The following is a 9,402-nucleotide window of genomic DNA, read 5'->3' on the forward strand; positions in this document are numbered from 1 at the left end:
CGGTTATAAAAATTTATAATAGCCCGCATGGCTAAAAAACAGAAAGGCACCGGCCAGCAGTCCGGCACAATTATTCTTAACAAAAAAGCTCGCCACGACTTTCATATTGATGAGAAATTCGAGGCAGGCCTTGTTTTAACCGGATGGGAAGTAAAAAGCCTGCGAGCAGGCAAAGCCCAACTGGTAGACAGTTATGTTCTGCTAAAAGATGGCGAAGCGTGGCTAGTTGGTTCACAAATACAACCACTCACAACTGTTTCTACACATATCGTCGCAGATCCACTGCGAGATAGGAAGCTACTCTTACACCGCAAAGAGTTAGCAAAGCTTTTTTCAGCTGTGCAGCAAAAAGGCCAAACCTGTATTTGTACGGCACTTTACTGGAAAAAACACATAGTAAAATGTGAAATTGCCATAGCCCGTGGTAAAAAAGAATTTGATAAACGCGCCACTCAAAAAGAACGTGACTGGCAGAGGCAAAAGCAGCGTTTAATGCGTCAATAGTTGTATAATATTAATTATATAGCGACACATGATTGATCAAAAGTAGTAAAGCAAGTACTTGAATTAGGTTGACCTGAACCCCATACTTAGGTCATAGTTAAAGAAGAAACGAGGTTTCTACCGGGGGCGATCTGGATTCGACGACGGTTACGAACCTTTCTGGTGCATGTCGAGATGGCAGCCAATCTCGTAAATCCAAAGCTGCAAATTAATAGTCGCAAACGACGAAAACTACGCTCTAGCTGCTTAATCCCAGCTAGCAGTTCCACTAGTCAGCTTACGGGGTGGTGGTAACTGTCATATTTAGTAAGCTCGCTGAGAAGACTGTCTGCATCAACTTGGCTAAACTTTTCGCAGGCTCGCCTTATTCGCCCTGACCGTCGGGCCGACTAAGGTTAACCCAGTAGACGGAAGCTAAGCATGTAGAGCCGAAAGCAGAGGACTGGCGGACGCGGGTTCAAATCCCGCCGCCTCCACCACTTTCACCCTTCCTAAAGCAGTTAATTTCCTTACTTTTCAACCACTTAGCTCAATACCTCCAAGACAGGCGTAATCGCAAAATATGCCCAAAAACCCCTGTTTCTAGAAACATTTTCCCCAGAAAGTCCCCAAATTTTCCCCACGATTCCCCACGGGATGCGAGCAAAATCAGTCAGTTATGAGTTCGGGACCATTTTGAACTCCCAGGCTTCAGCAACCTTAGGTACCCATTTCACCCAAAATCACACGCTTTTCACACACGATTTTCTATTACTTATTTTTATATAAACTGGGAAAGATATATCCAAAACCTAAAGTCGCTTCCCTACCCTTTCCTCATGCCAAAGTCGATCGATGGCCAGCAAAAGATGATTCACGAACTCGGGTTTTGTCCTGCTTAATTCCGTTAACTTATGAGTTACGCCCTCTATATAGGGAATTGGTTCATAGCCGGTTGCTAACCATTGCAAATCAATTTCCAGTACGCGACATAACTCAGTGGCTTCATTCAGACGCAAATTGCCAAGCTTCATACGGTCATAAATTTGCGCGGTGGTTAAACCTGTCTGTTGGCTGATTTCTTCTACTGACAGGGAATGGTCAATGATAACTTGTCGTAGGCGAAGTCCAATCGCTTTTCGTTCCTGTTTACTTCTGATACTTCTGTTCATAGTCCTTTAATTATGAACGCCGCATGAATATTTTCTATGAATATCACGCGCGTTTTTAGAGAAATGACAAAAAAGTAATCCTGAACACCAATGCTATTTAGAAAAATGCCAAATGTTTATTTATTGCACAAAAAACTGGGATTTACATCGCAAATAATTACACGTATTTTCACTTTTATGACTAGGACGCAGGTACGAAACATTGAATCGTAAGGAAGTGATTATGGTGTGCAAAGCAAAGCCTTGGGAGCGGTATCAACCACACGAAAATTTCAGCGCACATGATGTAATTGATTTATCAAACCCTTTAGATATTTATCCAACCCATTTTTCACCCTCTTCCACTTTGATCTTTAGTGCTGTTTTTGATCAGAAAAAAATGGTTGTGATTCCCCAGGAAGAATTAAACAACTTAAAAAACATGATTTTTTATATTCAGCAATATTCCGCTGCAGCTATCCAGTGTTTAACCGCCCACACAAATGCATAAATCAATGAAGATGGTGAGAAAAGTGAAGTACTCACCCTGTTAATAAATTTCTGATGTATTTTGTAACAGTGAGTACCTTTGCGACCCGCCTTAAAGAATCAACCTACCCATCACTCTAAAATAGCCATGATTATGATATGGGTAAGGGAAAGCAATGCTGTTCGCACAATTTTATGTTGATGGTATTCCACACGAAGTTATTCAAACAGGCTTTCCTAAACGCAACGCATTCAACTACAAATACTTATTTAACGAACAAGAGTGTAAAGCATATTTACAAGACGTATTTAGCAAGTCATGGTATGCCAAAGAAAGTCTTCGCAAGCTACCTCTATTGAGTCATTGTGATACTGACGAAGCGCTCACTGAAGAATTCACCCGACTCATACTTGAAGGCAAGCTTAAAGTCACATGGAAACATGACATCCCCCCAGCCCCACTTGTTCGTCAACGCTATGAAATTAAAGATGTGGTGCTTCCTCCTCAGCCTCCCACCAAAGAGCCTGAAGCCAAAGAAAACTATAAAATCGTTATCGAAATTGCTGGCATCGATTTAGCTGGATCACACAGTCATAGCCTGGCGATCAGTGAAGGTGGTCGTGAAACAGAGCAAAATGCCAAAACCTGGTCTGATACTCCAAAGCACCGCAGTCTAGTGGTATTTGACCGTCTTTCCGATGAGACAGCTCACCAACTTTATATGGTCATCACCATGAAAGGTGAGCCTGTCTATAAATTGCTGTTAAGTGAACAAGTTACCCCAGTTCATAAAACAACAGAAAAAGCATTGTGGGATAACGTCATTGTCCCAATTAAACCCTTGGCCTTTTTGACAGAAGCCAGACAGCGACAGACATCGGGTCTATTGCCTAATGGTTGGCTCTATGTTTTTTGGCAAGGTAAGTTATGGCGTGAGCTAGAGGTGGATAAAGGGGTAAGCTACCGGGATGTCAGATTAAGCACCTTACGAGGTCAAGACCAAAGACCTGCAAAAGGCCTAGCGCGTACTGCTGTATGGTTACCCTATAAAATTAATAATGAACTGCAGACAGGAGAAACTGGAGTCCAGCTCTACTTTTCGTTAGCACAACTAAGCTGGAAACAAATTGAATCCTTTGAAAGCAATACCCAGCAACGACAACAAGAAACAACCACGATTGATACCTGGCAGGTTTACCAACAGCAGCAAAACTTTGAGCTAAACGAAGGGGTAATTGGCCCAATAAAGCCTGCACTCCTTAATCAACAGCACACCTCAAAGCAAGCGCAACAACAATCTGAAAGACAAGCCAGCTTACTTAAAACTGACCGGCCCTTACTCATTGCCGCAGCCTACCTTTCCATTAATGCGCATAAAGTCCCTGTGGAGGTTGCAGGTTTACAACACCCAGAGGGCCAACGTCCTGTTTTGTTTGACGAGCAAACGCCGTTATCTTCCTTCATCACTCAGGAAGAAAAACATCGTACCAATTACTACCTAGCCCCTACCGAAAAGACAAAAACATATACACTAGGGTTATCTATTCAATCTGAAATGGATGAAAAGCCCTTGTTGCTCCCGATCAAAGAGAGTCAGCAAAAACCTGTGAACTTGGCTGCTTCCCAGACGGAGTGGTCAAACGTCTTTATCCCCATAAAACCCTTAGCTTACAGTTCCACCAAAATTGACAAACAAGAAGCGAACAGTGTTCGTAAGGGTTGGCTTTATATTTTTGTAAACAATACGTTGTGGCGAGAACTCAAGGTTAATAATAATACCACTTACCAGGATGTAGACTTCACCACCTACAGGGAAACCTATAGTGGTACTCAGTCTCAAAAGGCTGATAACGCATATCCTCGCCGTAAAGCCGTGGGTGTTCCCCTTCAGGAAATCTGGCTACCCTACAAGATAAAAGGTGAAAGACAAACGCTTGCTATAACCTACTCCGAAGTCCAATGGAGCTGGCCGTACATTCAACAGTTAGAAAGCAACGAAACCATGCGACAGCAGCGCTTACAAACCTTGGATGAACTGGCTATCTACAGTCAACGAAGAGGCTTTGAGGTCAAAGAAGGTCATATTGCTCCCATTGAAAATGTAGTCTTTATAAGTGAGCGCGTTGATGAGGAGTTATTGACCGATAGCATTCGCGAATTACAGACCATTGAAGAAGACCTGCAAAAAGATAATGTTTCATCCAAAAAAACACTTACAGCCAAACAAGAACGAAAACTATCTGCACAAATTGATGATGCTTTGTTATTAATCGCCGAAAAGGGTAAGTATCAACGCCACCTGCGCGCGACTAAACAGCAGCTTAAAAATTTAGTTAAACCTTATCAGCCACGCAAAATTGCAGCGGTTTATTTACATGATCCGCTTTTTATTGCACGCCATAATTTAGCCAAAACCCGATTAGGTGTGCATTTACTTAAAGTCATTATGGAATATGTCTCCCGTCGTTTATTTTTCGATTCTGCCATCTTGGCCTATCACTTATTTTTTAATGGCGAAGCTCAGAAAATTACTTATAAGTCCGTCACCACTTATGAACCCAAGGTGTTACGCCATAAGCTGGGCAGATTAAGTGACCATATCGATAAAAAAGCGCTGGATGATTACTTACTAGTTAGTACTCGCCAAAAAATCCGAGATGAAATTCGAAAGTACCAACAAATACAAGCAGATTGGCTACAAGGTAAAAACAATCTCCCTATAACACCCGTGTCTGCTTTTAAAGACTATTTTGCTCTGGATGGCACTGATTACGTATTGGCATTTTTAGTTACCACTGAATTAATGAGCGAACTGGCCATTAACCCAGCAACACTGGATAAAGCTTGTAATCTTGACACCTTGATGGATCAGGAACTAAAAATCTCACCACCACATGACAAACTACAAAAAAGCTTTTTAGCAGAAGGTAGCGAGTTTGCAAAATGCTATCAACCGACTGAACAACAACTTTCAAGTAATACTAACAGTGAAACACCCGACGATACGAATGAGGGTAATGGATATTTTCGTATCAACACATTTCGTAACTGCATTTTTCAAATTCTCGAAGAGGCAGAAAAAAGCGAAAAAAGTGCTTCACATGATACGTTTAAACAGGGTAAAGAAGCAGCAGACCAAGCCAAAAAAACAGACGATATTGATGATTATGAGGGTAATCAATCTGAAATTTTTAAAGATAAAGAACTAGGTGAAGCAATGGCCGAACAGGCATCTGTTCGACGCCTTGTAGCAATGATTGATTTTTTTATTTCAACAACGTGCATATCATTACAAGAAACTTTTGTTAAAGGGATAAACCAAAAAATTACCGGCGACAAAATAAAACTATTATTACCTAGTAAGCATCTTAAAATTTTATATGGCCCTACAAAAATTTACCAGTTTCATAACTCATCAAAACCTATTGATCGGCATATTGTCAATGTTGAAATAAAAGAAGTTTTTGATGAAATAAGCTCAAGCGACTTTACTCAAATGCAAACGGGTAAACGCCAGGTCATCATGAACACAAAACAAGAGTCAATTGCTAGCAACTCACCAGTTGGGGTACTAGATGAAATTGGTTATAAGCCTATCGCGTCATTAAGGCAAAATCCTAAAATTTTATATAGAGAGTTAAAAAAAGCACATAAGCAAGGTGATGTACTTTATATTGAACTCAAAAGAGATGTATTACCTAGTCTTTACAGTGATACGACTATTGCTCTAGCAGGTGAGCCAAATGTACCTAATGGAGCTAAATGGCGAGCAAACATATTAAATCTAACTTATTATTTGCCTATGGCATTAATGACTGTTGAAGTCATTAACCTAAAAGTTTACTGGGAAAGTATCATTGAAGGTACAAAAGAGAATGTTATCTTAAGATTTTTAGACTTTAGTAGTGCATTAGCAGATCTTACATATACAGCGTACAGTATACATAACCGCTTCAAACCAAGAGGTGCGAGAGTTTCAGGTACAATGATGGCAGGCTGGGGATTACCTGTTAGCTTTTTAAGTATGGCTGCTTCTACAGTTGATATGTTTAGATCACTAAACCAAAAAGATTTTGATGCAAGCATAGGTCACGGTACATTAGTTGGAGGCTTTACATTACAATTCTCAGCGATGGCACTTGAAGCTTCAGGTATCGTTATTTCCGAAAGTCTATTATTCACTCTAAATGGACTAGCTATAGGTACAATTATTGTTGTCGTATGCACAGACACTCCATTAGAGTCCTGGGCCAAAAACGGTCCATTTTCTCTATCACCTAGTAGTGACTTTTTTTATATGCATCGCAGTCACCCTGATCAGCCTCGTGCAAGCCGAATTGCTTATGAGCAAATTGTTTCAGCCTTATTCTCACCACAGCTAGAGTTATCTCAAGTCAATGATGAAAAAGTAAAAGTTGAAATAACGCTTCCTTATTACGACAAAAACAGCATGTGTTTAGAGGTAATCACCAAACAGAAATCTGGAGTTGATGATCATTCTAACCCTTATGCTCACAAAAAAATCTGGATTAATGACAACGTAGTAAAGTCAATTCAAGTAACCGAGAAAAAAACATCTCAAGGGTTAACTGTAGTTACGCTTATTTATCCTAGAAAAGCAATAAATGATTTATCTTTGAAAGAGCAATGGGAAACAAAGTGTAGAATTAATATTAGTGATAGATACCTGATACCTTCACCCCAGCGAAGAGACTTTACTGGAGAACTGTTAAATGGTGGATATTCTACCGCCTGGGCGAAGAAAACTCTTTCTCCAGAGCAAAGTCAACCTTTCAAGCATTATTTATAGAATAAAGGACTTTTAATGAGCGACATGATCAATTCTGGCCCTTACAATTCTTCAACTCTTGAGAGGTTTGATGATACAATTACAATAAACGAAACACTGCCTTGGGGAGTTCAGAGTGGAGCTTATAACTATATTGTTGGGCGATTGAGAATACTAAAGTATAGGCTTGGGTTAAAATCAAGTAAATACGAAATTGACCATGAATTGTTTAAAGTTGACTATGATCACCAGTATCCAAAAGGAATCAAAAGTCTTAGGGGTGTAGTTCTTTTATTACAGTCAATATTAAAGTTCATGATAGTAGTTATGGGTATAGCATCTCTTTTAGTGTATTTAAAAGCTCCCCAATATAACTTTCTTTGGATTCCTGCCTCCTTGCTATTAGCATATTTATTACTTAAGGTACTAGACCTTTTTTATCCAAAAAAATTGAGGCACTATCACATTTTCAATCGCAAGACCGGTGAAGTTACTTTAATAAATAATAGAAAAAAAGCTTTCAAAGCCAGTTTTATAAAAGTTGATCCTGGATTTACTGTTGTGGGAGTAGATCTCCTTGATATGAGACTATATTTTAATAAGAACCTATTAACTAGTGAAGATTATCAAAGAAATCACGCCTCTACTGATGATGACTATCATGGGGACTTATTCAAGCTTTGGGGAGCAACACGCTATTGCGGTTCCTTTGTAATGTGGGAGTTCTTACAAGACTTTATGGATATTAGTAAACCTTTACCTGATATTCCTGAGCTAGAACCATATCGCCATTTAGACCCTATAACTAAAGCCTATGATGAAAAGAAAAGTAGAGATCCCGAATATTGGAAGAATGTGAGTATCTCTAAGGAGTGGTTTCCTATTAGAGATGCTTTGGATAAATTAGTACATAGTTATGTTCCAGACCCCAGTAAATGCATTAAATACCACAGATCTAAAAATGACCTTATTGGACCACAAGCAGTTATGCACTATGTAGAAAAATACGTTAAAAAGAACGGTAACCCTGACAAATACCATGTTTGGTTTAATTAGCAGCTTTAGAGAAACAATTACCCAATGAGAAATATTAAAAATAAAATTTACCGTCTACCGAAGATAGAAGGAAGCTCACTGAAAGCAGGTGATTTTACTTACTACTTTTTCAAAAGTCATATTAAAATAAACTCTCCAGCTTTAGAAAACCCTCAATGTATTGATTGGTCTGAGATTAAAGCTGCGAAGCTAGATAAAGGTGGCTCTCTATTACTATCTTTTAAAGAAGCACCTGATGTTTTAATAGATAGTTGTAGCGTTTTATATGCACTTACAATGTCAGCACTCATGACTGAACAAAGAAGAGTAAAAGATTACCAATCTATATTTAAAATTCATAAGCACTCCACTTTATTAGCTTCAATAAAACTATTTTTTATTCTTCTTTCTATCCCTTTTGCATTTTATGTAGCATATCAATTAGACAGCAAAGAGTCCTTCCTGTATTCAGTCACATTGTTTTTGATACCTGTTAGCACTATTATTTTAACAAATATACTCTTTAACAAAATATTTAAGTCGACAATTATATTCAACAGCAGAAATATAAAAATCAATACTCGCTTTAATCCTGTAACAACCAAGATACATCCGACGAATATCAGTCAAATTGTTATTGACTTAGGTCTAAGGCATTCGAAGCAAAAGCTTACAGGTTACATTAATATATATACATCCCCAACGATAAAATTATATACCCAACAAGGCAAAAAAATATCATTCCAAGCAGTCAATCAAGATTTCCTAAAACTTATTACAGCGCTAAAATTATTTATTCCGGCTAACACAAATTTTAAAATTTACCCCAAAGTCTCTTCATAATCTATATAAACTGGCACTATTGGTGTATCCGCTATTCGAAACCTGATGCTTAGCGGTTTTAATCAACCACTTCCCATCCAACTCAGTCCGAATACCTGCAATAATCAAAGGCCTTTCAGCTATTAACCTTGGATCACCTGGTAACGTAATTTCCAAACTGGCTTTGGAGCGCTCTGCTCCTTTAATCGCTGCATTAGCTGCAGCCTGAGCGGCTTCGCGCGTTGGGTATTGCATACTTAAGGTTCGAGCAGGCTCACCCTGCCCTACTACAACAGACTCAGTTTGTCCTGTACTGCTATTGTGGTATTTCGCTATCACGCGTTTATAGCCTGATCGCTCAGGCAAGCTGCCTCGATAACTCGTTATATCTTTAGCCGACAAGTGAATGGCTTCCAGTTTCTCGCCGCTGGTTGTCTTACCCTGATTACGCTCCACAAATAACAGATGTTCACCCGCAAGCTTTGCAATCGCATCATATTGATTCGCGATACGACTTAAAAAGTGCAGGTCGCTTTCTTCTGTTTGATCAATATGCTGAATGATTAAGTTAGTAAATTTGTCAGCGACTTTTGGATTTAAGTTATGTCGTTGGGCAATGGTCCCCACAATAT

General features: G+C 39.2%; 7 protein-coding genes and 1 other RNA gene. 6 read left to right on the forward strand and 2 right to left on the reverse strand.

The annotated features are described in order from the left end of the window. Positions 1 to 27: 27 nt before the first annotated feature. Together smpB and ssrA are read left to right on the forward strand one after the other, a co-directional pair. The gene (smpB, locus tag KHS79_RS19505) at positions 28 to 504 is read left to right on the forward strand and encodes an SsrA-binding protein SmpB (RefSeq protein WP_027707235.1); all 477 of its coding nucleotides are present in this window, start codon (positions 28 to 30) and stop codon (positions 502 to 504) included. 122 nt (positions 505 to 626) lie between these two features. Next, positions 627 to 983: a transfer-messenger RNA gene (gene ssrA, locus KHS79_RS19510) on the forward strand. Between the two features lie 312 nt (positions 984 to 1,295). On the opposite strand, the gene KHS79_RS19515 is transcribed toward ssrA, so the two are convergent. Next, positions 1,296 to 1,655: a helix-turn-helix domain-containing protein gene (locus KHS79_RS19515; RefSeq protein WP_212721148.1), complete on the reverse strand. Its 360-nt coding sequence runs from the start codon at positions 1,653 to 1,655 to the stop codon at positions 1,296 to 1,298. Between the two features lie 223 nt (positions 1,656 to 1,878). Between KHS79_RS19515 and KHS79_RS19520 the strand changes: the two genes are divergently transcribed. From KHS79_RS19520 to KHS79_RS19535, 4 genes are all read left to right on the forward strand, one after another. Next, a complete protein-coding gene (locus KHS79_RS19520) occupies positions 1,879 to 2,145 on the forward strand; it encodes a hypothetical protein (RefSeq protein ID WP_212721150.1) in 267 nt (88 codons plus the stop codon). Between the two features lie 154 nt (positions 2,146 to 2,299). Then, complete coding sequence (locus tag KHS79_RS19525) at positions 2,300 to 6,934, forward strand: toxin VasX (RefSeq protein ID WP_212721152.1); 4,635 nt, start codon at positions 2,300 to 2,302, stop codon at positions 6,932 to 6,934. Between the two features lie 15 nt (positions 6,935 to 6,949). Further along, positions 6,950 to 7,969 carry a hypothetical protein gene (locus KHS79_RS19530; protein ID WP_212721154.1) on the forward strand — a complete coding sequence of 340 codons (1,020 nt, stop codon included), beginning with the start codon at positions 6,950 to 6,952 and terminating at the stop codon, positions 7,967 to 7,969. Positions 7,970 to 7,993: 24 nt separating this feature from the next. Beyond that, positions 7,994 to 8,791: a hypothetical protein gene (locus KHS79_RS19535; RefSeq protein WP_212721156.1), complete on the forward strand. Its 798-nt coding sequence runs from the start codon at positions 7,994 to 7,996 to the stop codon at positions 8,789 to 8,791. Here KHS79_RS19535 and KHS79_RS19540 read toward each other — a convergent pair. Then, a partial coding sequence (locus KHS79_RS19540) for a contractile injection system protein, VgrG/Pvc8 family (protein ID WP_212721158.1) occupies positions 8,786 to 9,402 on the reverse strand: 617 nt, incomplete at its 5' end. The genes KHS79_RS19535 and KHS79_RS19540 overlap by 6 nt on opposite strands.

Source organism: Zooshikella ganghwensis (assembly GCF_018263875.1).
Classification (GTDB): Bacteria; Pseudomonadota; Gammaproteobacteria; order Pseudomonadales; family Zooshikellaceae; genus Zooshikella; species Zooshikella ganghwensis.